Raw genomic sequence first — 24,527 nt, 5'->3', positions numbered from 1 at the left:
GCTCAGGTTACTTGCTGAAAGGCAATTTGCAAAAGCGCCTTTCGGCATTGCAAATCTTCATCAAGGCCTACACCTGCCGCAATTCGCGGCGGGTAGGGTCGAAAGCCTGGTGCCATAGCCATTCAGAGGAATCCAAATTGAAACTGCGTCACTGGCTGCTGATAGGCCTGCTGAGTTCCGTCAACGCCTGGGCAGGCGGGCTCGACAGCCTCGAAACCTTCGTGAAGACGGTGAAGTCCGGCCGCGCCGACTTCACCCAGACCGTCACCGCGCCCGCGCGTGAAGGCCAGCCGGGCCGTACCAAGACCTCGGCCGGCACCTTCGAATTCCAGCGCCCGGGCAAGTTCAAGTTCGACTACCAGAAGCCCTTCGCGCAAAGCATCGTGGCCGACGGCAGGACGCTGTGGCTCTACGACGCCGACCTGAACCAGGTCACGCAGCGTGCGCAGGCGCAGGCATTGGGCTCCACGCCCGCGGCGCTGATCGCGGCGGCGCCCGACCTCAAGGCCCTGCAGGCCGATTTCACGCTGGAGTCCGCGCCCGACCGCGACGGCCTGCAGTGGGTCAAGGCCACGCCGAAGAACAAGGATGGCCAGTTGCAGAGCGTGCAGGTCGGTTTCCAGGGCGATGCATTGGCGGCGCTCGAAATCCTCGACAGCTTCGGTCAGCGCTCGGTGCTCAAGTTCAGCAAGGTCGAGGTGAACCCGTCCCTGCCCGCCAGCGTGTTCGACTTCAAGCCGCCGGCCGGCGCGGACGTCGTCAAGCAGTAAGTAACCGCGCAAGCAAGCCCACCGGATTGGCCACCACCGCTCATCAACCCCTCGCTGAACGCCTGCGTCCCAAGACGCTGGGCGAGGTGATCGGCCAGCAGCACCTGCTCGGCCCCGGGATGCCGCTGCGCATCGCCTTCGAATCGGGCCAGCCGCATTCCTGCATCCTGTGGGGCCCGCCGGGCACGGGCAAGACCACCATCGCACGATTGATGGCCGACGCCTTCGACGCGCAGTTCCTGAGCATCAGCGCGGTGCTCGGCGGCGTGAAGGACATCCGCGAAGCGGTGGAGCGCGCCACCGCCGCGCGCGACGGGCTCACGCAGCAGCGCACCATCGTCTTCGTCGACGAGGTGCACCGCTTCAACAAGAGCCAGCAGGACGCCTTCCTGCCGCACGTGGAGTCGGGCCTGTTCACCTTCATCGGCGCGACCACCGAGAACCCCTCGTTCGAGGTCAATTCGGCGTTGCTGTCGCGTGCCGCTGTCTACGTGCTGCAGTCGCTCGACGAGAGCAATCTCAAGCAGATCGTGGCGCGGGCTCAGGCCATACAGGCCGTGCCCGCCATCGACGACGCCGCGGTCGATCGTCTCGTGGCCTATGCGGACGGCGATGCGCGCCGGCTGCTCAACACGCTCGAGACGCTCGCGGTCGCAGCGCGCGCCGAGAAGCTCGACCAGATCACCGACGAGTGGCTGCTGCGCGTGCTCGGCGAGCGCATGCGGCGCTACGACAAGGGCGGCGAGCAGTTCTACGACACCATCAGCGCGCTGCACAAGTCGGTACGTGGCAGCGACCCCGATGCCGCGCTCTACTGGTTCGTGCGCATGCTCGATGGCGGCGCCGATCCGCGCTACATGGCGCGCCGGCTGGTGCGCATGGCCAGCGAAGACATCGGCCTGGCCGACCCGCGCGCGCTGCGCCTCGCGCTCGACGCTGCCGAGGTGTATGAGCGGCTGGGTACCCCCGAGGGCGAACTCGCGCTGGCCGAGTGCGTGGTCTACCTCGCGATCGCGCCCAAGTCGAATGCGGTCTACAAGGCCTACAACGCGGTACGCGCCCTCGTGAAGACCGACACCACGCGCCCGGTGCCCATGCACCTGCGCAATGCGCCGACCAAGCTCATGAAGCAGCTCGACTACGGCAAGGGCTACCGCTATGCGCACGACGAGGAGGGCGGTTTCGCCGCCGGCGAGCGCTACCTTCCCGACGGCCTGGAGGGCCAGGTCTTCTACGAACCGGTGGAGCGTGGACTCGAGATCCGCATCGCGGAAAAGCTGCGCGACCTGCGCCGGCGCAACGACGAAGCCAAGGGCTGATACGGCCGTCGATACCCTCTTGCAGCACGCGCGCAAAGCGTGCATGACCCCACGCGCATACAGCATGACGTGAGCGGGTAAACCCCGGTCCGCGCGCACCGAATCGGCGCTGGCGCGTGACTACAATCCCGCCCACAAATCCGCCGGCGACACATGTTGGCTGGTTTTTTGCTTGTCAAGCCAGGGGCGCCAAACCGGTGTCCCGGTGGGTGAATGGCACCCCAACGGTGCAACACATAGGAAATCGCGTTATGGACATTTTGCTGCAGCAGATCATCAACGGTCTGGTTCTCGGCAGCATGTATGCCTTGATAGCCCTGGGCTATACCATGGTGTACGGCATCATCAATCTGATCAACTTTGCGCACGGCGAGGTGCTGATGGTGGGGGCTCTCACGAGCTGGACCATCATCGGGCTCATGAAGGACGGCATGCCCAACACCCCGGGCTGGCTGATCCTCTTCATCGCGCTGATCATCGCCTGCGTCGTCGCGGCAACCCTCAACTTCGTGATCGAGAAGGTGGCCTACCGGCCGCTGCGCAACAGCCCCAAGCTCGCGCCGCTCATCACCGCCATCGGCATGTCGATCCTGCTGCAGACGCTGGCGATGATCATCTGGAAGCCGACCAACAAGGCCTATCCCACCCTCCTGCCTTCCGACCCCATCCACCTCGGCGGTGCGGTCATCTCCCCGACCCAGGTCATGATCCTCAGCGTCACGGCGTTCTCGCTCGTGGTGCTCATGTGGCTGGTCAACTACACCAAGCTCGGCCGCGCGATGCGCGCCACCGCCGAGAACCCGCGCGTCGCGGCGCTCATGGGCATCCGACCCGACATGGTCATCTCGGCCACCTTCATCATCGGTGCCGTGCTCGCGGCCATCGCCGGCGTCATGTACGCCTCCAACTACGGCATCGCGCAGCACGCGATGGGCTTCCTGCCCGGCCTCAAGGCCTTCACCGCGGCCGTGTTCGGCGGCATCGGCAACCTGGCAGGCGCGGTCGTCGGCGGCATCCTGCTGGGCCTCATCGAAGCGATCGGCTCGGGCTACATCGGAACGCTGACCGGCGGCGTGCTCGGCAGCAACTACAGCGACATCTTCGCGTTCATCGTGCTGATCGCCATGCTCACGCTGCGTCCTTCGGGCCTGCTGGGCGAACGCGTGGCCGACCGCGCCTGAGGAGCTTGCCATCATGAAGAACAGCAAGAACCTCGCCCTGTACGTCATCGGCGCCATCGCCGTGCTCGCGCTGCCGCTGCTGCTGCAGATGCAGGGCAACGCCTGGGTGCGCATCGCCGACATCGCACTGCTCTACGTGCTGCTGGCCCTGGGCCTGAACATCGTGGTCGGCTACGCCGGCCTGCTCGACCTGGGCTACGTGGCCTTCTTCGCGGTGGGGGCGTACCTCTTCGCGCTGATGGGCTCGTCGCACCTGTCCGAGACCTTCGAGTGGTTCAAGATCACCTTCCCGAACGGCATGCACACCTCGCTGCTGATCGTGATACCGCTGGCCTTCGTGCTCGCGGCGGTGCTCGGCGTGCTGCTGGGCGCGCCAACGCTCAAGCTGCGCGGCGACTACCTCGCCATCGTCACGCTCGGCTTCGGCGAAATCATCCGCGTGTTCCTGAACAACCTCGACCAGCCGGTGAACATCACCAACGGTCCGAAGGGCATCACCTCGATCGACTCGATCAAGTTCTGGGGGCTCGACCTCGGCAAGGCGCTGAAGTTCGACGGCTTCACCATCTCGTCGGTCACGCTCTACTACTACCTGTTCCTGGCGCTGGTGCTGGTCACCATCCTCATCTCGCACCGCCTGCAGCTCTCGCGCATCGGCCGCGCCTGGATGGCCATCCGCGAGGACGAGATCGCCGCCAAGGCCATGGGCATCAACACCCGCAACATGAAGCTGCTGGCCTTCGGCATGGGCGCGAGCTTCGGCGGCGTCTCCGGCGCGATGTTCGCGGCCTTCCAGGGCTTCGTGTCGCCCGAGTCCTTCAGCCTGATGGAGTCGGTGATGATCGTTGCGATGGTCGTGCTCGGCGGCATCGGCCACCTGCCCGGCGTGATCCTGGGCGCCATCCTGCTGGCCGCGCTGCCCGAGGTGCTGCGTTACGTGGCGGGCCCGCTGCAGTCGATGACCGACGGCCGCCTCGACGCTTCCATCCTGCGCCAGCTGTTCATCGCGCTGGCCATGATCGTCATCATGCTGGTGCGCCCGCGCGGCCTGTGGCCCTCGCCGGAGCATGGCAAGTCGCTGACCAGGAAGGGCGGAGCGCCTGTCGACCCAACCCATGCCGCAGTGGCCCCCGGCTCGCTGCAGACGCACGCACCGGGCATCGATACGCCCGCCGACGAGCTGCCTGGCGCCGCTTCCCGTCCCATGTCGATCAATCCCTGAACGCACGAGGAAGAATCAACATGACGACCGACACCATCCTCGACGTCCGGGGCATCTCCAAGCGCTTCGGCGGGCTGCAGGCCCTGTCCGACGTGGGCATCACCATCAAGCGCGGCCAGGTCTACGGCCTGATCGGCCCCAACGGCGCCGGCAAGACCACGTTCTTCAACGTGATCACCGGCCTGTACACGCCCGACAGCGGCACTTTCGAGCTCGCGGGCAAGCCCTACCAGCCGACGGCGGTGCACGAAGTGGCCAAGGCCGGCATCGCGCGCACCTTCCAGAACATCCGCCTCTTCGCCGAAATGACGGCGCTCGAGAACGTGATGGTCGGGCGCCACATCCGCACCCATTCGGGCGTGCTCGGCGCGATGTTCCGCACCGGTGGCTTCAAGGCCGAGGAGAAGGCCATCGCCGAGCGGGCGCACGAACTGCTCGACTACGTGGGCATCGGCAAGTTCGCCGACTACAAGGCGCGCACGCTGTCGTACGGCGACCAGCGCCGCCTCGAGATCGCACGCGCGCTGGCCACCGACCCGCAGCTCATCGCGCTGGACGAGCCCGCGGCCGGCATGAACTCCACCGAGAAGGTGGCGCTGCGCGAGCTGATCGACCGCATCCGCCGCGACAACCGCACCATCCTGATCATCGAGCACGACGTCAAGCTCATCATGGGCCTGTGCGACCGCGTCACCGTGCTGGACTACGGCAAGCAGATCGCCGAAGGCACCCCGGTGGACGTGCAGAAGAACGAGAAGGTGATCGAGGCCTACCTCGGCACCGGAGGACATTGAGATGAGCGCAGCAACGATGACGAGCGAACAAGACACCGCGACGAAGACGGCGGGCAAGGTGCTGCTGAAGGTCAACGGCCTGAAGGTGGGCTATGGCGGCATCCAGGCCGTCAAGGGCGTGGACTTCGAGGTGCGCGAGGGCGAGCTGGTCTCGCTGATCGGCTCCAACGGCGCCGGCAAGACCACCACCATGAAGGCCATCACCGGCACGCTGCCGGCAGGGGCTGGCAACATCGAGTTCCTGGGCCGCAGCATCAAGGGCCGCGGCGCCTGGGACCTGGTGGAAGAGGGCCTGGTGATGGTGCCGGAAGGCCGCGGCGTGTTCACGCGCATGACCATCACCGAGAACCTGCAGATCGGCGCCTACATCCGCAAGGACAAGGCCGGCATCGCGAGCGACATGGAGCGCGTGTTCGTCACCTTCCCGCGCCTGCGCGAACGCAAGGACCAGCTGGCCGGCACCATGTCGGGCGGCGAGCAGCAGATGCTGGCCATGGGCCGAGCGCTCATGGCACGCCCCAAGGTGCTGCTGCTGGACGAGCCCACCATGGGCCTGTCGCCCATCATGTGCGACAAGATCTTCGAGGTGGTGCAGACCGTGGCCTCGCAGGGCGTGACCATCCTGCTGGTCGAGCAGAACGCCAATCGCGCGCTGCAGCTGGCCGACCGCGGCTATGTGATGGAGTCGGGCCTCATCACCATGAGCGGCGATGCCAAGGGCCTGCTGAGCGACCCGCGCGTGCGGGCCGCGTACCTCGGCGAATAGGCGGGCGTTCCGTTCGCCACAGGCGGTGCGGGCCGCGCCCGGATGGCGCGGCGGCGCGCACCGCCTTTTTCTTTTTTCCTGCCGGCTACATCATCGCCGCGGCGGCCTTGATCGCCTCGCGGATGCGCCCGTAGGTGCCGCAGCGGCACACGTTCTCGATGGCGTCGATGTCGGCATCCGTCGGGTTGCGCGTGCGGCGCAGCAGGTCCACCGCCGCCATGATCTGCCCCGGCTGGCAGAAGCCGCATTGCGGCACGTCGAGGTTCAGCCAGGCCTGCTGCACCGGATGCAGCGTGTTGCCATTGGCCAGCCCCTCGATGGTCGTCACCTGGCGGCCGCGCACGTCGGACACGCGCACCGAGCACACCGTCACCGCCTTGCCGTCGACGTGGCAGGTGCAGGCCTTGCACACGTTGATGCCGCAGCCGTACTTCGGCCCGGTGATGCCGAGCTTGTCGCGCAGCACCCAGAGCAGGGCCATGTCGTCGGGCGCCTCGACGTCGACGTTCTGGCCGTTCACCTTGAAAGATTGCACGGGCATGGGGAGTCTCCTCAGGTCGGGATCTGGACGTTGACGGGCGTGGGCAGCTTGCCCGGCGGGATCGGCGTGAAGTCGACCGGGAAGTTCAGCGGGAAGCTGCGCGGCCTGGTGCCGGTGGCGCGCGCGTAGGCGTTGGCGATGGCGCCGGAGCTGGCCGAGAGGCCGACCTCGCCCAGACCGCCGATGGCCTCGGCGCTGGGCGGCATGATGATGATCTTCACGTCCTTCGGGTAGTTCTTCATGCGCGAGAAGTGGTACTGCGAATAGCTGCCTTCCAGCGGCAGGCCGTTCTGGATGTGCAGCCCCGCACTGAGCACCAGCGCGATCGACTCGCACAGGCCGCCCTGCAGCTGCGCCTCGATGCCCGAGGGGTTGATCGGCGTGCCCACGTCGATCGCGATGGTGGCGCGAACCACCTGCGCGGCAGACGGCACCCGCGCGTCGATCTCGACGATGCAGGCCGTGAACGACTTCGTCTCCTGGTGCACGCCCACGCCCTGCGCGAAGCCCGCGGGCATCGCCTTGCCCCATTGCGCCGCCTCGGCCACGGCCTTGAGCACCGCGCGGGCGCGCGGCAGCCGCAGGTACTCGAGCCGGAAGGCGACCGGGTCCTTGCCCGCCGCCTTGGCCATCTCGTCGACCAGGATCTCCTCCACCAGCCGCGAGGGCTGGATGTGCACTGAGCGGTACGAGCAGGTGTTCATGTCGATCGGCACCGGCGTCAGCAGCTTGGTCGTGACGCCGAAGTTGTAGGGCGAGGAGACCATGGTCTTGAACATGGTCTGCTCGATCGCGAAGTTGCCCACCGTCTGCGGAAAGGCGTTGGGCAGCGCGATGGCTGCGGCCTCCAGCATGTTGCCGAAGCCGTGGCGCGTGTCGAGCCGCACGCCGGCGACGCGCTGCTCGAAGGCGATCACCTGGCCCAGCAGCATGGTGGCGCGCGCCTTGTGGAACATCGGCGGGCGCATGCGCGTGTGGCGCATGTCGTCGGTGCGGTGGTACATCAGGCGGCAGGGGCGCCCGAGCGCCTTCGATACCTGGATCGCCTGCAGCACCGGGTCCCAGAAGAGCCGCCGGCCGAAGGAGCCGCCCGAGGGCACCACGTGCACGGTCACTCTGTTCAAGGGCAGGCCGAGTTCGGCCGCGACCGCCTGCTGGGTGACGATGGGGCTTTGCAGGCCGGCCCAGATCTCGGCCCGGTCGGGACGCACGTCGGCGATCGCGCATTCCACCTCCATCGGACAGTGCGAGACCGGCGCGAACTCGAACTCGCCCTCCACGGTCAGCGCGCCCAGCGGCGGCAGCGCGAAGGGCAGCAGCGCCGACTTCAGCTTGCGCATGATGGTGGCGTTCGACTCGCCGTCGATCGGCCCGGCGGCCCAGGTCACGTCGAGCGCGTTGACCGCGGCCCATGCCTGCCCGAAGGTCTCGGCCATCACGGCCACGCCGGGCGGCGTCGGCGTGATGCCGTTGGTCGATGGAATCGGCACCACGCCGATCACGCCCGGCATGGCCATCACCGTGTTCATGTTGTTGATGCTCACGAACTTGCCGTTGATGGTCGGCGGGCGCCGCACCATGGTCGGCATCGCGCCGGGCACAGCCTGGTCGAGCGTGAACTTCTTGCGCCCGGTGACGATGTCCAGCGCATCGAGCCGCGTGATGCGCTGCCCGACCACCGAGGGCGTGGAGCCCGAGAGCACGCCGCCCAGGCCGCCCAGAAGCGGCATCCCGGCATGCAGCGAGCGCACGCTCGACGAGCCGCCGGTGAGCTGGTTCCAGATCAGCTCTGGGCTGGCGTCGGCCGAGGTCACCTCGATGGCGCTCAGCGGCAGGCGCAGCTTGTCGGCCAGCATCATCGCGGTGGCCGTGGCGATGCCCTGGCCCACCTCCAGGCGCGGCAGCGCGAGCCGCACGCGTCCGTTCTCGCCGTTGGTCACTTTCACGAGGGGCATGGTCGGCAGCGCGGTCAGCGTCACCGCATCGCCGATGTCGAACAGGTCGGTGGTGTCCGGAGGCGTCATCGGCAGCAGCGCGGCGGCTGCCGTGGAGGGCGCCGCGAGGCCTGCAAGTCCGGCGACCCCGGCCGTGGCCGAGACCAGCGGCGCGGCCGTCGCGTAGCCCAGGACCTCGCGCCGGCGCAGGCCCGGCGCGTCACCGCCGTCCGGCCCGCGCGAGGGACGCGGGCTCTCGTTCGAACGCTTCATCGTTGTCTCCTTGTTGTGGTGGCGAACGCGAGCGACTGTGGCATCATCGCCGCGCCCGGGATGTCGTTGGAACGACATTCCTTACGGCCCGCGATGGACCGGCTCTTGCGACGAGCCGGCCGTGTCCTGGGAGGAGACCCGACGATGTCGACGAGCGCGCTGGAGAACATGCTCCGCGAGAGCCTGTGGGCACGAGCCCTCACGAGCGAGGAGCTCGATCGCGTCGTGCAGGAGTCCCACGAGCGCACCATTCCTGCTGGCGGTTTCGTCGTGCGGCGCGGCGAGCCCGCCGATCACTGGGTCGGCGTGATGGACGGCCTGCTGAAGATGTCCGTGTCGCTGCCCGACGGCCGCGTTTCCACCTTCACCGGCGTCACCGCCGGCGGCTGGAGCGGCGAGGGCTCTTTGCTCACCCCCGGACCCTGGCGCTACGACGGCGTGGCGCTGAGACCCACCCGCGTCGCATGCATCCCGAAGCACAGCTTCGAGCGCCTCCTGGCCTCGAACATCGAATTCAATCGGTTTCTGTTGTTACACATCAATGCGCGACTGAGCCTGTTCATCGGGCTCATGGAGTTCGATCGCCTGCTGGGGCCCGACGCGCGTGTGGCGCGCTGCCTCGCCAGCCTGTTCGATCCGATCCTCTATCCGCGCGCCGACCGTTTCGTGCGGTTGAGTCAGGACGAGATCGGCCTGCTGTCGGCGGTGTCGCGCCAGCGCGCGAACCGGGCGCTGCACGCCCTGCAGCGCGACGGCCTGCTGCGCGTGGAGCACGGCGGTGTCGAGGTGCTCGACCTCGCGGGGCTGCGCAGCTATTCGGGCGATGCCTCCTCGGTGGCGCTGCGCCGCGAGGAGGCCCTGCCCGAGGACCTCGTCAGTCCACCTTCGCGCCGGTGGCCTTGACGACCTTCTCGTACTTGGCGAGCTCGCTCTTCATGAAGGCGCCGAACTGCTCGGGCGAGCTGCCCACCGGCTCGGCCAGCAGCGAGGCGAAGCGGGTCTTCGTCTCCGGCGCGTTCAGCGCCGCCACGAAGGCCTGGTTGAGCTTCACGACCACGTCGTGCGGCGTGCCCGCCGGCGCGACCAGGCCCCACCAGGTGTCGATCGAGAAGCCCTTGAGCGTGTCGGCCACGGGCGGCACCTCGGGCAGCGAACTGCTGCGCTGCAGCGTCGTCACCGCCAGCGCCTTGAGCTTGCCCGAGCGGATGTTCGGCGCGGCGGTGGCGAGGTTGTCGAAGTTGAAGTCGACCTGGCCCGAGATCAGCGCCAGCTGCGCCGGATTGCCGCCGTTGTACGGAATGTGCAGCGCGAAGATGCCCGCTTCCTTCTTGAACAGCTCGCCCGCGAGGTGCCCCGCGCTGCCGTTGCCGCCGCTGCCGTAGTTGAGCTTGGCGGGGTTGGCCTTGGCGTAGCGGATCAGGTCGGCCACGCTGTTGATGTTCAGGCGCCTGGCCGTGTCGGCGTTCATCACCAGCACGTTGGGCACGCGGACCATCTGCGTGATCGGCGCGAAGTCGGTTGCGGCGTTGAACGGCATCTTGCTGTAGAGCCACGGGTTCACCGCGTTTGTGGCGGTGGCCGCGATGCCGATCGTCAGACCGTCGGCAGGCGCCTTCGCCACCGCGTCGGCGCCGATGTTGCCGCCCGCGCCGGGCTTGTTGTCGATGATGACCGTGCCCAGCGAGTCCTTCACGCGCTCTGCCAGGATGCGCGCGGTGTTGTCGATGGGGCCGCCCGCCGCGTAGGGAACGATCAGGCGGATGGGCCGCTGCGACTGCTGCGCCATGGCCTGTCCGGTGCCCAGCAGGGCGGCGGCGCTTGCGATGAGGGTGAGGAGGAAGTGTCTCGTCTTCATTTGTTCTTGGGTCTGTCGTTCTCGGGGAACCGGTGGAACCGGGGAGTCTCAGGGCAGGGCCTTGTCCGCCTCCGTGGTGAATGCGTCGGCGAAGAATTCTTCCTCGGGCAGGCCGGCCAGTGCCACGTAGTCGCGCTTGGCCGAGTCGACCACGATGGGCGCGCCGCAGGCATACACCTGGTGGCCCGACAGGTCGGCGAAGTCCTCGAGCACGGCCTTGTGGACGAAGCCGGTGCGGCCGGTCCAGTTGTCCTCGGGCGTTGCGTTGGAGACCACCGGCACGTAGCGCAGGTTCGGCATCCGAGCCATCTGCTCGCGCAGCCAGCCGTCCATGTACAGGTCTTCGGGCCGGCGGCCGCCCCAGTACAGCGTGGCGGGGCGGTCGATGCCCTTGAACTGCATGTGCTCCAGCAGCGCCTTGATGGGCGCGAAGCCGGTGCCGGAGGCCAGCAGGATCATCGGCTTGTCGGAATCCTCGCGCAGGAAGAAGCTGCCGAAGGGGCCTTCGATGCGCAGGATCTCCTTTTCCTTCATCGTGCCGAAGACGTGGTCGGTGAACTTGCCGCCGGGCAGGTGCCGCAGGTGCAGTTCGATGCCGGTGCCGGGCTGCGCCAGTGTGTGCGGCGCGTTGGCCATCGAGTAGCTGCGGCGCGAGCCGTCGCGCAGGATGAACTCGACGTACTGGCCAGCGTAGAACTGCAGTGGCTCGCCGGCCGGCAGCTGCAGGCGCACCAGCATCACGTCGTGCGACTGGCGCGTGAGGGCCATCACGCGCACCGGCATCTTGCGGATCGGCAGCGCGCCGGCCTCGGTGACCTGGCGCGATTCGAGCACCACGTCGCTCGTGGGATGGGCGCAGCAGGTGAGCACGTAACCGGCCAGCTGCTCCTCGGCGCTCAGGGCCTTGCTCTGGTGCGGGCCGAGGGTGACTTCGCCCGAGAGCTTCTTGCACTTGCACGAGCCGCAGGCGCCGTCCTTGCAGCCGTAGGGCAGGCCGATGCCCTGGCGGATGCCTGCGGCCAGGATGGTTTCGTCGCCCTGGACCACGAAATTGCGCCCGCTGGGCTCGACGGTGATGGAAAAGCCCGCTTCGTGCGGCGCTGTGGCAGTCATCGGTATTCTTCGAGGGGTAACGCTCCCTCCGGGCCGCTGGCGGCCAGGGGAGCTGGAACTGAATTGGGAAGACGGGAACAGGATTTTGCCTTCAATCAATAGCCCCTCCGGCGCGCTGCCAGCGCGGTTCCGGCGAGAACGCCTGCTGATCGTCGGTTGCGGCGACGTGGGCCAGCGCGTGGCGCGCGACCTGCGCGGGCGCTTGCAGCTGGTGGCGCTCACTTCGTCGATAGGGCGGGTGGACGCCCTGCGCACTTCCGGAATACGCCCGCTGGTGGGCAATCTCGACGATCCGCGCACCCTGCGCCGGCTCGCCGGCATCGCCACCCGGGTGCTGCACCTGGCCCCCCCTGCGCGCGACGGCGGCCCCGCCTGGTGGCGCGACCAGCGCACCACCACGCTGGCGCGAGCCCTGCGACTGCGTTCGATGCCCTCGGCCTTCGTCTACGGCTCGACCAGCGGCGTCTACGGCGACTGCGGCGGCGCGCGCATCGACGAAACCCGCGCCCTGCGCCCCGACACCCCGCGCTCGCATCGCCGCGTCGACGCCGAACGCGCCGTGCGCTGGCTCGGCCGCAGCGCAGGCGTGCGCGCCAGCATCCTGCGCATCCCCGGCATCTATGCTCCCGACCGCGAGAACGGCACCCCCCGCGCCCGCCTCCAGCGCGGCACGCCCGTGCTGCGGCGCGAGGACGACGTCTACACCAGCCACATCCACGCCGACGACCTCGCCCGCGCCTGCATCGCCGCGCTCTTCCGCGGCAAGCCGCAGCGCGTCGTGCACGCCGCGGACGACACCGAACTTCGCATGGGCGACTACATCGACCTGGCCGCCGACCTCTACGGCATGCCCCGCCCGCCCCGCGTGGCCCGAGGCGAGGCCGAGCGGCAGCTTCCACTGCAGCTGCTGAGCTTCATGGGGGAATCGCGCCGGCTGGACAACACGCGGCTGAAGCGCGAGCTGCGGGTGCGTCTGGCGCATCCGACGGTACACACCGGCCTGCGCGAAACGGCGTAAGAAGAAAGGGAAGGAGAAGGCCCAATTCCAGGGACACCGTGGAACCGGCTTCGCCGGGCCACCGGTGTCGCCCCCGGGAAGGGGTTGGCGTAGCGACACGAAGTGCGCGAAGACTGGGGCGAGCCAGAACCTGTGGTGCCCGGGGCCGGAATCGAACCGGCACGCCTTGCGGCGGGGGATTTTGAGTCCCCTGCGTCTACCAATTTCACCACCCGGGCAGGGTTCTGAACGAAGCCCAAAATTATGGCACAGTGGCTGGCATGAACTATCCGACGATCGAAGACGCCATCGGCAAGACCCCTCTGGTCGCACTGCAACGCATCAATGCCGCAGAAAATGCCCGGCGCGGCAACGTGATTCTCGGCAAGCTCGAAGGCAACAATCCCGCCGGCTCCGTGAAGGACCGGCCCGCTCTCTCGATGATCCGGCGCGCCGAGGAGCGCGGCGAGATCAAGCCCGGCGACACCCTGATCGAAGCCACCTCCGGCAACACCGGCATCGCGCTCGCGATGGCCGCCGCCATCAAGGGCTACCGCATGCTGCTCATCATGCCGGAGGACCTCTCCGTGGAGCGTGCGCAGACCATGAAGGCCTTCGGCGCCGAGCTCGTGCTCACGCCCAAGAGCGGCGGCATGGAGTACGCCCGCGACCTCGCCGAGCAGATGGTGGCCCAGGGCAAGGGCCGTGTGCTCGACCAGTTCGCCAACCCCGACAACCCGCGCATCCACTACGAGACCACCGGCCCCGAGATCTGGGCCGACACCAAGGGCAAGGTCACGCACTTCGTGAGCGCGATGGGCACGACCGGCACCATCACCGGCGTGTCGCGCTTCCTCAAGGAGAAGAACCCCGCGGTGCGCATCATCGGCGCGCAGCCGGCAGAGGGCTCGCGCATCCCAGGCATCCGCAAGTGGCCGGCCGAGTACCTGCCGAAGATCTTCGATCCGAGCCGCGTCGACGAGGAGATCAGCGTGAGCCAGAGTGATGCCGAAGAGATGTGCCGCCGCCTCGCGCGCGAGGAGGGCATCTTCGGCGGCATTTCGGCCGCAGGCGCGCTGTGGGCTGCGCTCGAAGTGTCGAAGACGGTCGAGAACGCCACCATCGTCTTCGTGGTCTGCGACCGCGGCGACCGCTACCTCTCCACCGGCGTCTTCCCCGCCTGACAAGGCCCGCTTCCAGGCCATGCGAACTTCGTGTCGCTTCGCCAACCCCCTCCGGGGGCAACACCTGCAGCGCGGCAAAGCCGGTTCTGCGGTGTTCCCGGAAGGGGCCACGACTCAACAACAAGAAGGCTGAGAACCCCATGCCCCATCCCAAGTTCTGCCAGGTCTGCGCCACGCCGCTAGAGTGGATCGCATTGATGGAAGACGGCGGCCCCAAGGAGCGGCTGCGCTGCCCCAACTGCGGCCACACGCACTGGAACAACCCGACGCCCGTGCTCGCGGCCATCGTCGAGTACCGCGGCCAGGTGCTGCTGGCGCGCAATGCCGCGTGGCCGGGCAAGATGTTCGCGCTCATCACCGGCTTCATGGAGGCCGGCGAGACGCCCGAGGAGGGCATCGCACGCGAGGTGAAGGAAGAGACCAACCTCGACGTGAGCGCCACGAAGATCGTCGGCGCCTACGACTTCCAGCGAATGAACCAGGTCATCATCGCCTACCACGTGGTGGCCGACGGCGAGGTGAAGCTCTCGCCCGAGCTGGTCGACTACCGCCTCTACGACCTGCCCGATCTCAAGTGCTGGCCCGCCGGCACCGGCTATGCGCTGGCCGACTGGCTGCGCACGCGCGGGCACGAGCCCGTGTTCTTCACCGCCGCGGAAAACGAGGAGCGCCGCCGCGGCCTGAACCTGCCGCCGGAGCCGGGCAATGCAAGTTGATCGCGAACTCGACACGCGCGGGCTGAACTGCCCGCTGCCCATCCTCAAGGCGAAGAAGTCGCTCAACGACATGGCGAGCGGCCAGCTGCTGAAGGTGGTGTCGACCGACCCCGGATCGATCCGCGACTTCCAGGCCTTCGCGCGCCAGACCGGCAACGAGCTGATGGAGCAGGAAACCGTCGGTACCGACTTCATCCACGTGCTGAAGCGCCGTTGACGAAACGGCAGGCATTACAAAAAGAAAAGGGCCGCTGTTGCGGCCCTTTCTGCATGTGCTCGAAGCGAAGGATTACAGCTTCAGGCTCTTGAGGTACTCGCGGAAATCCGCGCCCACCTCGGGGTGCGCCAGCGCCAGTTCCACCGACGCCTGCAGGAAGCCTTCCTTGCTGCCGCAGTCGTAGCGGGTGCCCTTGTACGAGTACGCGTAGACCGATTCCTTCTTCATCAGCGCCGCGATGCCGTCGGTCAGCTGGATCTCGCCGCCCGCGCCCTTGGGCTGGTTGCGGATCTCGGCGAACACGCCCGGCGTGAGGATGTAGCGGCCGGCCACGCCCAGGCGCGAGGGCGCTTCTTCGGGCTTCGGCTTCTCGATCATGCGGCTGACCTTCACCAGGCCTTCCTCGACCGTGTCGCCGGCCACGATGCCGTAGCGCTTGACGTGCTCGAGCGGCACTTCCTGCACTGCGAGCAGCGAGCCGCCGAGACGGCCGAAGGCTTCGGTCATCTGAGCCAGCACCGGCTGGCCGCCGTCGGGGCCGACCATCAGGTCGTCCGCCAACAGCACGGCGAAGGGCTCGTTGCCGACCAGGTGCTCGGCGCACAGCACCGCGTGACCCAGGCCCAGCATGCGCGGCTGACGCACGTAGGAGCAGGTCATGTCGTCGGGCATGACCGAGCGGGCGATGTTCAGCAGGGCGGTCTTGCCGCTGGCTTCGAGCTGGCTCTCGAGCTCGTAGGCGGTGTCGTAGTGGTCTTCGATGGCGCGCTTGTTGCGGCCGGTCACGAAGATCATGTCGCGGATGCCGGCTGCGTACGCCTCTTCGACGGCGTACTGGATCAGCGGCTTGTCGACCACGGGCAGCATTTCCTTGGGTTGCGCCTTCGTGGCCGGCAGGAAACGGGTGCCGAAGCCTGCAACGGGGAATACGGCCTTGCGGATGCGGGTCGCGGTAGTGGACATGGGCGGTTCAGCGTCTTTCGTCAAAGAGGGGATGGCAGGATGCGAAACGGCGCGCAGCCGCTCCTGGCATCCTATACGTCTTCGAAGCCCCCGGTCTGTCAGCCGAGGCGTACAAGCTGGTCGCGCAGGCGCTCCAGCATGGCGGTGAAGTCAGTCAGACGTTTACGTTCCTGCTCGATCACGGCCGGCGGAGCCTTCGCGACGAAGGCTTCGTTGCCCAGCTTGGAGTGCACCTTGGCGATCTCGCCTTCGACGCGGGCGACTTCCTTGCCGATGCGGACCTTCTCCGCGGCCTTGTCGATCTCCATGTGCAGGCACAGTCGTGCGGCACCCACCACGGCCACGGGCGCAGCCTCGGCGGCAGCCGACCAGGAGGCCTCGTCGTCGAAGACCTTCACTTCCTTGAGCTTGGCCAGCGCCTGCAGCACTGGCGCCGATTCGCGCAGGAAGGCCGCGCCTTCTGCGTCGTCGGCCACGGCGTAGAGCGGCAGGCGCGTGGCGGGCGACACGTTCATCTCGCCGCGCAGCGTCCGGCACGCATCCACCAGCGCCTTCAGGCGCGCGACGTATGCTTCGGCCGCCTCGTCGATCTTCTCGGGCTGGCTCTTCGGATAGGCGGCGATCATGATCGACTCGCCCTCACGTCCTGCAACCTTCGACACCTTCTGCCACAGCTCTTCGGTGATGAACGGAATCACCGGGTGCGCGAGGCGCAGCAGGGTCTCGAGCACGCGGATGAGCGTGCGGCGCGTGGCGCGCTTCTGCGCGTCGTCGCCGGTCTGGATCTGCACCTTGGCGATCTCGAGGTACCAGTCGCAGAACTCGTCCCAGGCGAACTGGTAGATCGCGGTGGCCACGTTGTCGAGGCGGTATTCCTCGAAGCCCTGGGCCACCTCGGCTTCCACGCGCTGGAGCTTGGACACGATCCAGTAGTCGGCGCGGCTGAACTTCAGATAGCCATGGGCCTTGCCGCCGACCTGGCATTCTTCCTTGGTGTGCTCCAGCAGGCCGCAGTCCTGGCCCTCGCAGTTCATCAGCACGAAGCGCGTGGCGTTCCACAGCTTGTTGCAGAAGTTGCGGTAGCCCTCGCAGCGCTTGGAGTCGAAGTTGATGCTGCGGCCGAGCGACGCGAGCGAGGCGAAGGTGAAGCGCAGCGCGTCGGCGCCGAAGGCGGGGATGCCCTCCGGAAATTCCTTCTGGGTGTTCTTGCGAACGGCGGGCGCCGTCTCGGGCTTGCGCAGGCCCTGCGTGCGCTTGTCGAGCAGCGCGGGCAGCTCGATGCCGTCGATCAGGTCCACCGGGTCGAGCACGTTGCCTTCCGACTTGCTCATCTTCTTGCCCTGCGCGTCGCGCACCAGGCCGTGGATGTACACGTGCTTGAAGGGCACCTTGCCGATGAAGTGCTTGGTCATCATGATCATCCGGGCGACCCAGAAGAAGATGATGTCGTAGCCGGTCACCAGCACGGTGGAGGGCAGGTACAGGTCGAGGTCCTGCGTCTTCTCGGGCCAGCCGAGCGACGAGAAGGGCACCAGCGCCGACGAATACCAGGTGTCGAGCACATCCTCGTCGCGCGTCAGTTTCTTGCCGGGCGCCTTGGCCTGGGCCGCGGCTTCGTCCTCCGCCACGTACACGTTGCCTTCCTCGTCGTACCAGGCCGGAATCTGGTGGCCCCACCAGAGCTGGCGCGAGATGGTCCAGTCCTGGATGTTCTCCATCCAGTGGTTGTAGGTGTTGACCCAGTTCTCGGGCACGAAGCGCACCTCGCCCGACTTCACCACGTCGATGGCCTTCTGCGCGATCGACTGGCCGTCGGCGCCGGGGCGCGTCATGGCCACGTACCACTGGTCGGTGAGCATCGGCTCGACGATGGCGCCCGAGCGCGCGCAGCGCGGCACCATCAGCCTGTGCTTCTTCACCTCGACCAGCAGGCCCAGCGCGTCGAGGTCGGCCACGATGGCCTTGCGCGCCACGAAGCGGTCGAGGCCGCGGTACTTCTCGGGGGCGTTGTCGTTGATGGTGGCGTCGAGCGTGAGCACGCCGATCATCTCGAGCTTGTGGCGCTGGCCGACCGCATAGTCGTTGTAGTCGTGCGCGGGCGTGACCTTCACGACGCCGGTGCCGAATTCCTTGTCGACGTAGTCGTCGGCAATGATCGGGATCAGACGGTCCACCAGCGGCAGCTTCACGCGCTTGCCGACGAGGTGCCTGTAGCGCTCGTCCTCGGGGTGGACCATCACGGCCGTGTCGCCGAGCATGGTCTCGGGTCGGGTGGTGGCCACGGTCAGCGTGCCGCTGCCGTCTTCGAGCGGGTAGGCGATGTGCCAGAGCGAGCCGTCTTCCTCCTCGCTCTCGACCTCTAGGTCGCTCACCGAGGTCTTGAGCACCGGGTCCCAGTTGCCCAGGCGCTTGCCGCGGTAGATCAGGCCTTCTTCGTACAGCTTCACGAAGGTGTGGGTGACGACCTTGGAGAGGTCGTCGTCCATGGTGAAGTACTCGCGGCTCCAGTCCACCGTGTCGCCCAGGCGGCGCATCTGCTGGGTGATGGTGTTGCCCGACTTCTCCTTCCATTCCCACACGCGCGCCACGAAGTTCTTGCGGCCCAGGTCGTGGCGGCTGACCTTCTGCTCCTGCAGCTGGCGCTCCACCACGATCTGCGTGGCGATGCCGGCGTGGTCGGTGCCGGGCACCCACAGCGTGTTGTCGCCCTTCATGCGGTGGTAGCGCGTGAGGCTGTCCATGATCGTCTGGTTGAACGCATGGCCCATGTGCAGCGTGCCCGTGACGTTGGGCGGCGGCAGCTGGATCGCGAACGACTCGGCGCCTTCCTTGGGTTGCTGCGTGCCTCGGAAGCCGGCCTTGGCATAGCCGCGCTTCTCCCATTCGGGGCCCCAGTGCGCCTCGATGGCGGCGGGCTCGAACGATTTGGAAAGGCTGTCCAGACCAGGCTGGGCGGGAGGGGTGGTGGGTTCGCTCATGGGAAATGCAGAACGGAAATGCAGAACGGCCTCTCGGGCGCCGTCTGGGGGGACACAGGTGGGTAGCCGGCGATTTTACCGGGGCGGCTCCCTGCCACGGCCGCCACTGATAATTCCGGGATGCTGTTCCTGCTTTCCCCCGCCAAGTCGCTCGACTACGAAACCCCCGTCCCCGCCGAAATCCTCGCCACCCAGCCCCATTTCGAATCGCCCCGCGGCCCCTCGGTCGAGCTCATCAAGCTGCTGCGCGAGAAGTCGCCCCAGCAGATCTCCGAGCTCATGAGCCTGTCGGACAAGCTCTCGGCCCTGAACGTGGCCCGCTACGAGGCCTGGTCCAGCAAGAGCACGCCGAAGAACGCCCGCCAGGCGGCCTTCGCCTTCGACGGCGACGTCTACGGCGGCCTCGATGCCCGCAGCCTCACGAAGGCCCAGCTGGCCTGGGCGCAGGAGCACGTGTGCATCCTCAGCGGCCTCTACGGCCTGCTGCGCCCGCTCGACCTGCTGCAGCCCTACCGCCTGGAGATGGGCACCCAGCTGGCCAACCGCCACGGCAAGGACCTCTACGCCTTCTGGGGCCCGCGCATCGCCGAGCACCTGAACGAGCGCCTCGCGGCCGACCGCACTCCCGTGGTGGTCAATGTGGCGTCGCAGGAATACTTCAAGTCGGTCGACCTGAAGGTGCTCAAGGCCCGCGTGGTCGAGTGCGTCTTCGAGGAGTGGAAGGGCGACCGGTACAAGATCGTGAGCTTCTTCGCCAAGCGCGCCCGCGGCCTGCTGGCGCGCTGGGCCGTGCAGCACAAGGCGGCCACGCCCAAGGCACTGGAAAAGTTCGACCTCGAAGGTTATGGTTTCGATGCATCCGTATCCAGGCCCGACAGGCTGGTGTTCAGGAGAAGGCTGAGCTGACCTCCAGTCTTCGCGTACTTCGTGTCGCTTCGCCAACCCCCTTGCAAGGGGCAACACCGGCGGCCCGGCAAAGCCGGTTCCGCGGTGTTCCTGGAATGGGGCGTGGCTGTTTTTTCATGCGTTGCGGGGCTTGCCGCAGCGTGGAGGAGTAATTGATATGTCGCAAGCGATCAGTCCGGAACTGCGCGAGTGGCTGGTAGCCCAGCTCGCCGCCGGGCATTCGGTGCCGGCGCTGCGCGCTTCCATGCGCGCGGCCGGCTGGCACGACGCCGCCGCCGACACGGCGCTGGCGCAGCTCGAAGCCGGATTTCCCAACGTGGAAGTCGCGCTGCCGGCCGTGCAGGCGAAGATGCCCGGGCCCGACCTCGACGGCGCGCCGCTGTACATCGACGCGGGCGACCGCCGCGTGCAGGTGCTGCAGACCATGCGGCATCCGCGCGTGGTGGTCTTCGGCAACCTGCTGTCGGCGGAGGAATGCGAAGGACTGATCGCCGCCGCGCGCGTGCGGCTCGCGCGTTCGCTCACGGTGGAGACGCGAACCGGCGGCGAGGTGCTCAACGTCGACCGCACCAGCGACGGCATGTTCTTCGAACGCGGCGAGAACGAGATCGTCGCCCGCGTCGAGCAGCGCATCGCCGAGCTGCTGCGCTGGCCGCTCGAGTTCGGCGAGGGCCTGCAGATCCTGCGCTACGCACCCGGCGCGCAGTACCGCCCGCACTACGACTACTTCGACCCCAACGAGCCCGGCACGCCCACCATCCTCAAGCGCGGCGGCCAGCGCGTCGCCACGCTGGTGATGTACCTGCAGGAGCCCGAGGGCGGCGGCGCCACCACCTTCCCCGACGTGGGCCTCGAAGTGGCCCCGGCGCGCGGCTGCGGCGTGTTCTTCAGCTACGACCGACCCGACCCGGTCACCCGCACCCTGCACGGCGGCGCGCCGGTGCTCGCGGGTGAGAAGTGGGTCGCCACCAAGTGGCTGCGCGAGCGCGAGTTCAAGTAAGAAGCGCCAGCACGACGAAGCAATCGATGAAAGTCACCGCCAACGGGCTGCAGATCGAGGTCGACGACACGGGGGGCGAGGGTCGCCCCGTCATCCTGCTCATCATGGGCCTGGGCATGCAGCTCGTTGCATGGCCGACGGCCTTCGTGCAGCAGCTGGTGGACGCGGGCTTCCGCGTGGTGCGCCACGACAACCGCGACATCGGCCTGAGCCAGGGCTTCGACCACGCGGGCGTGGGCAACATCGTGTGGGAGACCATCCGCCACCGCCTCGGCCTGAAGGTGCGCTCGCCCTACACGCTGCAGGACATGGCCCTCGATTCGCTCGGCGTGCTCGACGCGCTTAGCATCGAAAGGGCCCACATCGTCGGAGCCTCCATGGGCGGCATGATCGCCCAGCGCATCGCTGCCGCCGCGCCGCAGCGCACGGCCAGCCTCGTGAGCATCATGAGCTCCAGCGGGGCGCGCGGCCTGCCCGGTCCGCGCCGCGAGGTCGCCGCCATGCTCATGCGCCGACCGATGGGCCGCGACGAGGCCGCGCTGGTCGCGCACAGCATCCGGCTGCTGCGGCTCATCCAGAGCCCGGCCTATCCGCAGACCGACGAGGAGCTCTCCGAGCGGCTCGTCTTCAGCATGCGCCGCTCCTACCACCCGGCCGGCCTGATGCGGCAGATGCTCGCCATCGGCGCCGACGACGAGCGCCCCGCGCTGCTGCCGCGCATCCAGTCGCCCACGCTGGTGCTGCACGGCGAGGCCGACGCGCTCGTGCCCATCGCCTGCGGCGAAGACACGGCCCGGCGCATCCCGGGCTCGAAGTTCGTTTCCGTTCCCGGCATGGGCCACGACCTGCCGCCCGAGGTGTGCGACATCCTCGCCAACCACATCGCGCCTTTCGCGCACGCGGCGGATGCCGCCCAGACAAGACCATCATGAGCCAAGACCCGAACCCCAACACCCCCGAGCAATCCCAGCTGGGCCGCGCGTCCGCCTACGCCGACCACTATGACCCGACGCTGCTCTTTCCCATTCCGCGCGCCACGCAGCGCGAGGCCATGGGCATCAGGACAGGCGCGCTGCCCTTCTTCGGCGCCGACCTCTGGACCGCCTTCGAGGTGAGCTGGCTCAACCTGCGCGGCAAGCCGCAGCTGGCCATCGCGCACTTCACCATCCCCTGCGAGACGCCCAACATCATCGAGAGCAAGAGCTTCAAGCTCTACCTCAACAGCTTCAACAACAGCCAGTTCGCGAGCGTGGACGCGGTGCGCGAGCGCCTGCGCACCGACCTGTCGGAGGCGGCATGGCGCGGCAGCGACCAGCAGGCCACCATCGGCGTGACCCTGCTGGCGCCCGATATGTTCGACCGCGAGCCGGTGCACGAACTCGACGGCCTCGACCTCGACCGCCTCGACATCGAGTGCAGCCACTACCAGCCCACGCCCGAGCTGCTGAGCAGCGACGTCACGCAGGCGCCCGTCAACGAAACCCTCACCAGCCGGCTGCTCAAGAGCAACTGCCTCGTCACCGGCCAGCCCGACTGGGGCAGCGTGCAGATCCGCTACAGCGGCCCGCCCATCGACCAGGCCGGCCTGCTCGCGTACATCGTCAGTTTCCGCAACCACAACGAGTTCCACGAGCCCTGCGCCGAGCGCATGTTCACGGACATCTGGACGCGCTGCAAGCCGAACAAGCTCGCGGTGTACGCGCGCTACACGCGCCGCGGCGGTCTCGACATCAACCCCTTCCGCACGAGCTGGCCGCAGGCGCTGCCGCCGAACATCCGCACGGCGAGGCAGTAGTCGGGGGCGTTGCCGAAGCCCCTCTTCGGAAACCCGAAACCCGCTTCACCCCTCCCTGTGGCATTCTGGATTTCGCCCGCGACCCCGCGGGCGAACGAACATCTGGAGCGCAGACAAGCATGGTTGAAGGAAAAGTGGTCGTCGTCACCGGCGCGGGTGGCGGCATCGGGCGCGACATCGCGCTGGCGATGGCGGCGCATGGGGCGAAGGTGGTGGTCAACGACATCGGCGCGGCGCTCGACGGAGCAGGGGGCAGCGCCGGCCCCGCGCAGCAGGTGGTCGACGAGATCCGCGCGGCCGGCGGGCAGGCAGTGCCCAGCACCGACAGCGTGGCCGATGCGGCGAGCGCGGCGCGCATCGTGCAGTGCGCCATCGACAGCTTCGGGCGCATCGACGCAGTGGTCAACAACGCGGGCATCCTGCGCGACCGCTTCTTCCACAAGATGTCGGTCGACGAATGGGACTCGGTGCTCAAGGTGCACCTGTACGGCGCCTACTACGTGAGCCGCGCCGCCGCCACGCACTTCAAGGAGCAGGAGTCGGGCGCGCTGGTGCACATGACCTCCACGTCGGGCCTGATCGGCAACTTCGGCCAGGCCAACTATGCGGCGGCCAAGCTGGGCATCGTGGCGCTGTCGAAGTCGATCGCGCTGGACATGCAGAAATTCAACGTGCGCTCCAATTGCATCGCACCCTTCGCCTGGAGCCGCATGATCGGCGCCATTCCCACCGATACCGACGAGCAGCGCGCCCGCGTCGACAAGATCAAGCAGATGACGCCCGCCAAGGTCGCTCCGCTGGCCGTCTACCTTGCGAGCGATGCCGCCGCGGCGGTCAACGGCCAGATCTTCTCGGTGCGCAACAACGAGATCTCGCTCATCAGCCAGCCGCGCCCGGTGCGCTCCATCCACCGCTCGGAGGGCTGGACGCCGCAGAGCATCGCCGAGCACGCCATGCCCGCGATGCGCGCCAGCTTCTTCGAGCTCGACCGCTCGGCGGACGTGTTCAGCTGGGACCCGGTCTGAGGACAAACCCGCATCAGGCCGTTCGGGAGGCCATTCGCCGGACAATGCGCGTTCCCTTCCTCCCTCTTCGTGCCCGCGCCCGGTGAACCTGCACTTCGACCTGTTCGACCTGAAACTGTTCGTCTACGTGGCGGACGCGCACAGCCTCACGCGCGGCGCGGAGAAGGCCTGCATCTCGCTGGCCGCCGCCTCCACGCGCATCAAGCAGATGGAGGAGGCCGTGGGCGGCAAGCTGCTGCACCGCAGTGCGCAGGGCGTGAGCCTCACGGCGGCGGGCCAGGCGGTGCTCTACCACGCCAAGCGCGTGATGCAGCAGATGGAGCACCTGCGCTGCGACATGCAGGACTTCGGCAAGGGCATCAAGGGCCATGTGCGGGTGTTCGCCAACACCACCTCCATCACCGAATACCTGCCGCAGAAGCTGGCGGGCTTCCTCACGCAGCATCCGGCCGTGCAGGTCGACCTGCGCGAATACCTCAGCGAGGAGATCGTGCGCGCGGTGGCCGACGGCGAGGCCGACATCGGCATCCTCGCCGGCGACGTGCACACGGGCGACTTCGACTCGCGGCCCTTCGGCAGCAACCAGCTCGTGCTGGTGGTGCCGGTCACGCATCGCCTTGCCGGAGCGCCCTCGGTGGCCTTTGCCGACACGCTCGACGAACAGCACGTGGGCCTGCACCACGGCAGCGCCATCCACCGCTTCCTGCAGCGCCGCGCAGAGCTTGCGGGGCGCGGCTTCAATCCGCGCATCCAGGTCAGCAGCTTCGAGGCCATCTGCCTGATGATCGAGGCGGGCGTGGGCATCGGCGTGCTGCCGGCGTCGTCGGCGCAGCGGCTGTCGATGGCGATGCGCATCTCGACGGTGGCGCTCAGCGACACCTGGGCCGAGCGCGAGCTGAAGCTGATCGCGCGCAGCCGCGAGCAGCTGCCCGCCCTGGCGCGCGAGTTGTTCGACCACCTCGCGACGCGCTGAGGAGG

Annotated in this window: 23 protein-coding genes and 1 tRNA gene; 17 read left to right on the top strand and 7 right to left on the bottom strand. The window is 67.8% G+C overall.

Annotated features, from left to right (window positions below):
• Positions 1-137 precede the first annotated feature (137 nt).
• The 6 genes from lolA to FHY06_RS07855 all read left to right on the top strand — a co-directional run bounded on the left by lolA (position 138) and on the right by FHY06_RS07855 (position 6,052).
• Positions 138-770, top strand: a complete 633-nt coding sequence (gene lolA / locus FHY06_RS07880) for an outer membrane lipoprotein periplasmic chaperone LolA (RefSeq protein WP_019654266.1) — start codon at positions 138-140, stop codon at positions 768-770.
• Positions 771-796: 26 nt separating this feature from the next.
• Positions 797-2,089 carry a replication-associated recombination protein A gene (locus FHY06_RS07875; protein ID WP_126182755.1) on the top strand — a complete coding sequence of 431 codons (1,293 nt, stop codon included), beginning with the start codon at positions 797-799 and terminating at the stop codon, positions 2,087-2,089.
• A gap of 251 nt (positions 2,090-2,340) precedes the next feature.
• On the top strand, positions 2,341-3,270 hold the full coding sequence (locus FHY06_RS07870) for a branched-chain amino acid ABC transporter permease (RefSeq protein WP_019654264.1): 930 nt from the start codon (positions 2,341-2,343) through the stop codon (positions 3,268-3,270).
• Positions 3,271-3,283: 13 nt separating this feature from the next.
• Positions 3,284-4,492 (top strand): branched-chain amino acid ABC transporter permease, encoded by a 1,209-nt coding sequence (locus FHY06_RS07865; protein ID WP_019654263.1) that lies wholly within the window; start codon positions 3,284-3,286, stop codon positions 4,490-4,492.
• A 20-nt stretch (positions 4,493-4,512) separates the two neighbouring features.
• The gene (locus tag FHY06_RS07860) at positions 4,513-5,286 is read left to right on the top strand and encodes an ABC transporter ATP-binding protein (RefSeq protein ID WP_019654262.1); all 774 of its coding nucleotides are present in this window, start codon (positions 4,513-4,515) and stop codon (positions 5,284-5,286) included.
• A 1-nt stretch (position 5,287) separates the two neighbouring features.
• The gene (locus tag FHY06_RS07855; RefSeq protein ID WP_240649914.1) at positions 5,288-6,052 is read left to right on the top strand and encodes an ABC transporter ATP-binding protein; all 765 of its coding nucleotides are present in this window, start codon (positions 5,288-5,290) and stop codon (positions 6,050-6,052) included.
• Positions 6,053-6,137: 85 nt separating this feature from the next.
• Here the strand turns inward: FHY06_RS07855 and FHY06_RS07850 are convergent, their stop codons facing one another.
• Both FHY06_RS07850 and FHY06_RS07845 read right to left on the bottom strand, forming a co-directional pair.
• Positions 6,138-6,593, bottom strand: coding sequence for a (2Fe-2S)-binding protein (locus FHY06_RS07850; protein WP_019654260.1), 456 nt, complete (start codon positions 6,591-6,593; stop codon positions 6,138-6,140).
• 11 nt (positions 6,594-6,604) lie between these two features.
• On the bottom strand, positions 6,605-8,800 hold the full coding sequence (locus FHY06_RS07845; RefSeq protein ID WP_184604333.1) for a xanthine dehydrogenase family protein molybdopterin-binding subunit: 2,196 nt from the start codon (positions 8,798-8,800) through the stop codon (positions 6,605-6,607).
• Positions 8,801-8,944: 144 nt separating this feature from the next.
• Here FHY06_RS07845 and FHY06_RS07840 point away from each other — a divergent pair, with 144 nt between their 5' ends.
• Complete coding sequence (locus FHY06_RS07840) at positions 8,945-9,703, top strand: Crp/Fnr family transcriptional regulator (RefSeq protein WP_019654258.1); 759 nt, start codon at positions 8,945-8,947, stop codon at positions 9,701-9,703.
• Here FHY06_RS07840 and FHY06_RS07835 read toward each other — a convergent pair.
• Together FHY06_RS07835 and FHY06_RS07830 are read right to left on the bottom strand one after the other, a co-directional pair.
• Positions 9,675-10,655, bottom strand: a complete 981-nt coding sequence (locus tag FHY06_RS07835; protein WP_019654257.1) for a Bug family tripartite tricarboxylate transporter substrate binding protein — start codon at positions 10,653-10,655, stop codon at positions 9,675-9,677. The two genes, FHY06_RS07840 and FHY06_RS07835, sit on opposite strands and share 29 nt — an antisense overlap.
• 48 nt (positions 10,656-10,703) lie before the next feature.
• Positions 10,704-11,768: a CDP-6-deoxy-delta-3,4-glucoseen reductase gene (locus FHY06_RS07830; RefSeq protein ID WP_184604331.1), complete on the bottom strand. Its 1,065-nt coding sequence runs from the start codon at positions 11,766-11,768 to the stop codon at positions 10,704-10,706.
• Between the two features lie 85 nt (positions 11,769-11,853).
• Between FHY06_RS07830 and FHY06_RS07825 the strand changes: the two genes are divergently transcribed.
• Positions 11,854-12,786: an SDR family oxidoreductase gene (locus tag FHY06_RS07825; RefSeq protein WP_184604329.1), complete on the top strand. Its 933-nt coding sequence runs from the start codon at positions 11,854-11,856 to the stop codon at positions 12,784-12,786.
• A gap of 133 nt (positions 12,787-12,919) precedes the next feature.
• On the opposite strand, the gene FHY06_RS07820 is transcribed toward FHY06_RS07825, so the two are convergent.
• Positions 12,920-13,004: transfer RNA gene (locus tag FHY06_RS07820), tRNA-Leu, on the bottom strand.
• Between the two features lie 42 nt (positions 13,005-13,046).
• On the opposite strand from FHY06_RS07820, the gene cysM reads away from it, so the two are divergent.
• The 3 genes from cysM (at position 13,047) to FHY06_RS07805 (ending at position 14,882) form a co-directional block, all read left to right on the top strand.
• The gene (gene cysM, locus FHY06_RS07815; protein WP_019654254.1) at positions 13,047-13,949 is read left to right on the top strand and encodes a cysteine synthase CysM; all 903 of its coding nucleotides are present in this window, start codon (positions 13,047-13,049) and stop codon (positions 13,947-13,949) included.
• 140 nt (positions 13,950-14,089) lie between these two features.
• Positions 14,090-14,665, top strand: a complete 576-nt coding sequence (locus FHY06_RS07810) for an NUDIX domain-containing protein (protein WP_019654253.1) — start codon at positions 14,090-14,092, stop codon at positions 14,663-14,665.
• Positions 14,655-14,882, top strand: a complete 228-nt coding sequence (locus tag FHY06_RS07805) for a sulfurtransferase TusA family protein (protein ID WP_019654252.1) — start codon at positions 14,655-14,657, stop codon at positions 14,880-14,882. Before FHY06_RS07810 ends, FHY06_RS07805 begins: the two co-directional genes overlap by 11 nt.
• 72 nt (positions 14,883-14,954) lie before the next feature.
• Here the strand turns inward: FHY06_RS07805 and galU are convergent, their stop codons facing one another.
• Both galU and FHY06_RS07795 read right to left on the bottom strand, forming a co-directional pair.
• The gene (gene galU, locus FHY06_RS07800; RefSeq protein ID WP_019654251.1) at positions 14,955-15,845 is read right to left on the bottom strand and encodes a UTP--glucose-1-phosphate uridylyltransferase GalU; all 891 of its coding nucleotides are present in this window, start codon (positions 15,843-15,845) and stop codon (positions 14,955-14,957) included.
• 98 nt (positions 15,846-15,943) lie between these two features.
• The gene (locus FHY06_RS07795) at positions 15,944-18,823 is read right to left on the bottom strand and encodes a valine--tRNA ligase (RefSeq protein WP_019654250.1); all 2,880 of its coding nucleotides are present in this window, start codon (positions 18,821-18,823) and stop codon (positions 15,944-15,946) included.
• Between the two features lie 120 nt (positions 18,824-18,943).
• Here FHY06_RS07795 and yaaA point away from each other — a divergent pair, with 120 nt between their 5' ends.
• The 6 genes from yaaA (at position 18,944) to FHY06_RS07765 (ending at position 24,522) form a co-directional block, all read left to right on the top strand.
• On the top strand, positions 18,944-19,729 hold the full coding sequence (yaaA, locus tag FHY06_RS07790) for a peroxide stress protein YaaA (protein WP_184604327.1): 786 nt from the start codon (positions 18,944-18,946) through the stop codon (positions 19,727-19,729).
• Between the two features lie 157 nt (positions 19,730-19,886).
• Entirely contained in the window at positions 19,887-20,729 is an 843-nt protein-coding gene (locus FHY06_RS07785) for a 2OG-Fe(II) oxygenase (protein ID WP_019654248.1), read from the top strand.
• A gap of 26 nt (positions 20,730-20,755) precedes the next feature.
• Positions 20,756-21,661: an alpha/beta fold hydrolase gene (locus tag FHY06_RS07780; protein ID WP_184604325.1), complete on the top strand. Its 906-nt coding sequence runs from the start codon at positions 20,756-20,758 to the stop codon at positions 21,659-21,661.
• Positions 21,658-22,524, top strand: a complete 867-nt coding sequence (gene queF, locus FHY06_RS07775) for an NADPH-dependent 7-cyano-7-deazaguanine reductase QueF (RefSeq protein ID WP_184604323.1) — start codon at positions 21,658-21,660, stop codon at positions 22,522-22,524. The genes FHY06_RS07780 and queF overlap by 4 nt, the downstream gene beginning before the upstream one ends.
• A 119-nt stretch (positions 22,525-22,643) precedes the next feature.
• Positions 22,644-23,549, top strand: a complete 906-nt coding sequence (locus tag FHY06_RS07770; protein ID WP_132752425.1) for an SDR family NAD(P)-dependent oxidoreductase — start codon at positions 22,644-22,646, stop codon at positions 23,547-23,549.
• Positions 23,550-23,631: 82 nt separating this feature from the next.
• Positions 23,632-24,522 (top strand): LysR family transcriptional regulator, encoded by an 891-nt coding sequence (locus FHY06_RS07765; protein ID WP_019654244.1) that lies wholly within the window; start codon positions 23,632-23,634, stop codon positions 24,520-24,522.
• Positions 24,523-24,527 lie beyond the last annotated feature (5 nt).

Origin of the sequence: Variovorax atrisoli (assembly GCF_014195185.1) — a bacterium.
In the GTDB taxonomy this organism is placed as follows: Bacteria; Pseudomonadota; Gammaproteobacteria; order Burkholderiales; family Burkholderiaceae_C; genus Variovorax; species Variovorax atrisoli.
This window is presented reverse-complemented; position numbering and strand designations above follow the sequence as displayed.

Coding starts and splice junctions, on each gene's coding strand:
- FHY06_RS07805 (WP_019654252.1), top strand. CDS start 14,655: ATGCAAGTTGATCGCGAACTCGACACGCGCGGGCTGAACTGCCCGCTG.
- galU (WP_019654251.1), bottom strand. CDS start 15,845: ATGTCCACTACCGCGACCCGCATCCGCAAGGCCGTATTCCCCGTTGCA.
- FHY06_RS07865 (WP_019654263.1), top strand. CDS start 3,284: ATGAAGAACAGCAAGAACCTCGCCCTGTACGTCATCGGCGCCATCGCC.
- FHY06_RS07850 (WP_019654260.1), bottom strand. CDS start 6,593: ATGCCCGTGCAATCTTTCAAGGTGAACGGCCAGAACGTCGACGTCGAG.
- FHY06_RS07855 (WP_240649914.1), top strand. CDS start 5,288: ATGAGCGCAGCAACGATGACGAGCGAACAAGACACCGCGACGAAGACG.
- queF (WP_184604323.1), top strand. CDS start 21,658: ATGAGCCAAGACCCGAACCCCAACACCCCCGAGCAATCCCAGCTGGGC.
- FHY06_RS07780 (WP_184604325.1), top strand. CDS start 20,756: ATGAAAGTCACCGCCAACGGGCTGCAGATCGAGGTCGACGACACGGGG.
- FHY06_RS07835 (WP_019654257.1), bottom strand. CDS start 10,655: ATGAAGACGAGACACTTCCTCCTCACCCTCATCGCAAGCGCCGCCGCC.
- FHY06_RS07845 (WP_184604333.1), bottom strand. CDS start 8,800: ATGAAGCGTTCGAACGAGAGCCCGCGTCCCTCGCGCGGGCCGGACGGC.
- FHY06_RS07795 (WP_019654250.1), bottom strand. CDS start 18,823: ATGAGCGAACCCACCACCCCTCCCGCCCAGCCTGGTCTGGACAGCCTT.
- FHY06_RS07770 (WP_132752425.1), top strand. CDS start 22,644: ATGGTTGAAGGAAAAGTGGTCGTCGTCACCGGCGCGGGTGGCGGCATC.
- FHY06_RS07840 (WP_019654258.1), top strand. CDS start 8,945: ATGTCGACGAGCGCGCTGGAGAACATGCTCCGCGAGAGCCTGTGGGCA.
- yaaA (WP_184604327.1), top strand. CDS start 18,944: ATGCTGTTCCTGCTTTCCCCCGCCAAGTCGCTCGACTACGAAACCCCC.
- cysM (WP_019654254.1), top strand. CDS start 13,047: ATGAACTATCCGACGATCGAAGACGCCATCGGCAAGACCCCTCTGGTC.
- FHY06_RS07785 (WP_019654248.1), top strand. CDS start 19,887: ATGTCGCAAGCGATCAGTCCGGAACTGCGCGAGTGGCTGGTAGCCCAG.
- FHY06_RS07810 (WP_019654253.1), top strand. CDS start 14,090: ATGCCCCATCCCAAGTTCTGCCAGGTCTGCGCCACGCCGCTAGAGTGG.
- FHY06_RS07870 (WP_019654264.1), top strand. CDS start 2,341: ATGGACATTTTGCTGCAGCAGATCATCAACGGTCTGGTTCTCGGCAGC.
- FHY06_RS07830 (WP_184604331.1), bottom strand. CDS start 11,768: ATGACTGCCACAGCGCCGCACGAAGCGGGCTTTTCCATCACCGTCGAG.
- FHY06_RS07860 (WP_019654262.1), top strand. CDS start 4,513: ATGACGACCGACACCATCCTCGACGTCCGGGGCATCTCCAAGCGCTTC.